Annotated in this window: 1 protein-coding gene; it reads right to left on the reverse strand. The window is 32.8% G+C overall.

What is annotated here, in order from left to right; all coding sequences use genetic code 11:
- A partial coding sequence (locus RMN92_RS11500; protein WP_309609589.1) for a hypothetical protein occupies positions 1–2,513 on the reverse strand: 2,513 nt, incomplete at its 3' end.
- Between the last annotated feature and the right edge of the window lie 103 nt (positions 2,514–2,616).

Raw genomic sequence — 2,616 nt, forward strand, 5'->3', positions numbered from 1 at the left:
GACCATTCCCATGTGGCACCCAAGTAATCAAGAATACTATAATCGCAAAATTTTATTTCTTGGTTTACACAAATGTCTTTAACATTGGTGGTTGGTTGTGCTACTGGATTGCTTTTTTCGTAGAAAGAAATTTCTTGTACACCCATTGAGCCTGCCACTCTTAATTTTTCTTTAAAGTAACTTGCCTTTAAAAAAACTCTACTTGTTGATGTTTCGGTCATTAAATTGGCAGAATAGTCAACCCAATTGGTCATGGTATTATTTATATAAAAACACTTGGCATTCCTAGCTATTCGACCTATTACGTAAACACCTCCGTTAGAACCGTATTGGTGTAAAATTTGTTTAGGTTCAAAATTATCTAAGGTTGCTGTATTCATATCAGTCCAAACTTGTCCGCCATCAGTACTTTTAAAAATTTTTGCATCTGAAAAAACATTACTGTGAATTAACCAAATTTCGTTGGTATTTGTTTGAGAAACATCAATAAAGCATTTAACTCCTTCTGATTTTAAATCTATATTATTTAATGTAAGATTGCAAATGATCCAATTAATGCCACCATCAATAGTTTTCCACAAACCATCTGTTTGTGTCATTACATAAAGTACTTTGGAATCTTTACGAGTGGTTTTAATATCCCAAACTAATGAATTAAAACTCTTTAAAACTTGTTGTGTTACTCCATTATCGTACGAAACAACAACATTATTTCCGGTACCAGCATAGATAGTATTACTAAAATCTGCATTAGAAGCTGTATCGCTGATGCGCTCTCCGAAATAATAAATGTTGTTTTCTAGTTTAAATGGAAAAGTAACAGTACCAACAGGGTTATAATTAATATCTATTTGTTTAAAATTTTTACCTACACCAGAAAAAAACATAGAGTTAGGTCTGCTAAAAATGGCTTTTCCATCCGCCTCTTCTCCACCGCCAAGGTGTATTGATTTTCCATTGTTCCAATCTGGATTAAACATATTATTACCATTGTGGTATTTTCCACCTCCCATTTGGTCGGTATTAAAACCTAAATCAAAACCCCAATAATCTAGAGCATCCAGACCCTTACAAGTGCTTTTCCAATTGGAAAGATTTGTAAAATTATCTGTAGATTCACTCACGCCACCATCGGTAGCTAGTACAACGGTATTACCAAAAAGCACTATATCTTGAATGTCGGGATGAACTGGAAAAGGACCTGCATAGCCACCAGTAGCATTATAAGTTAAACCGCCATCTGTTGATTTATATAACGAACAAGCACCGAGAAAATAATTGTTTTCATTGACTGGAGAAATACCACAAACAAAAGCACCATACCCAATTGACCATCCAATATCTGTTACAGAAAGTAACTCAAAATTTTCGCCACCGTTGGTGCTTTTAATTAATTCTGACTTATTTCCACCATTAAAACTTGTAACAGACAATGAAGCAATACACACTAGCTCAGGATTCGCGTCTGTTACAGCTAAAACATAACCTTGTATATTATTAGTTACTGAATAATTAACTGGTTTTACAAACCAAGTTAAGCCACCGTTAGTAGTTTTGTAAAATACCCCTTCTTTATTAATTGCGTAAGCAATTGTTGAACTTCCAGACTTAAATTTCACATCCATAATTACGCCTGCTTGTTTGAGGGTAAAGGTTGAGCCTGCATCGCTTGATACATATATACCGCTGTTTGTCGCAATAATAATTGTATTACCATTATTTGACCACTGAACCTTATTACATTCTGCAACAACAGGTTTTACTGTCCAAGTTATCCCACCGTCTGAACTTAATCTCAACGGATTACAACCTAACATTATTTTATTCACATCTGTTGGATGAAATGCACTTGGCCCTGCTTCCTCTAATAATAATGTCCAATTGGCTCCACTGTCAATCGTTTTGTAAAGTACGCCCGTTTGGCTACTTGCCAATCTAATATTGGTCGAAGATGGTGCTACGCTGATATAATAAATGCAGGTACTTTGAGTTATTTGCACATTATTTTCCATTACTTCTTTTGAACCAATTTGGGACCAGTTATTAGCTAAAACATTTTTCTTCTTCTTCTTCTTGTAATTAGAAGTTCTGTTTTTTTCTTGATCTTCAGCTTGTTTAAAAAAAGAATTTATTGTTGGCATATCAATAAATCCTGCTTCATTTATCCAATAGCTAGGTACTTTTTTTACAAAATTTAATGCAAATTGTACAACTGGATTTTCCGAAATACTTTCTTTGAGTTCGTTTTCTTGTTCACTTTCATTTTCTTTTTTAACTTTTTCTTTTCTTTCTTTTTTTTCTTGAATGAACCATTCATTGAGTTCTTTTTTTAAACTAATGACATTAATCTGGTCTGAATTCTCATAAAACTGGCTTGCCCAACTTGGTGTTTCACTAGTTTTTGATGGTAAATCAGAAAAGTTTATGTAATCTTTGATACTCATTTTGGTTTCTTGTGAAAAACCATTGATTGTTATTAAAAATAATAGCAATAAATAAATTTTAGTTTTCATGGTTCTATTTTTTAATTACTTTCAAATAGTTGTATTTATCATCTGTTTTATTATGTAATATCACAAAATATAAACCCTCAGCATATTGTTCCATATTTACTTG

The sequence above is a fragment of the Flavobacterium sp. genome (assembly GCF_031363805.1).
Taxonomy (GTDB): Bacteria; Bacteroidota; Bacteroidia; order Flavobacteriales; family Flavobacteriaceae; genus Flavobacterium.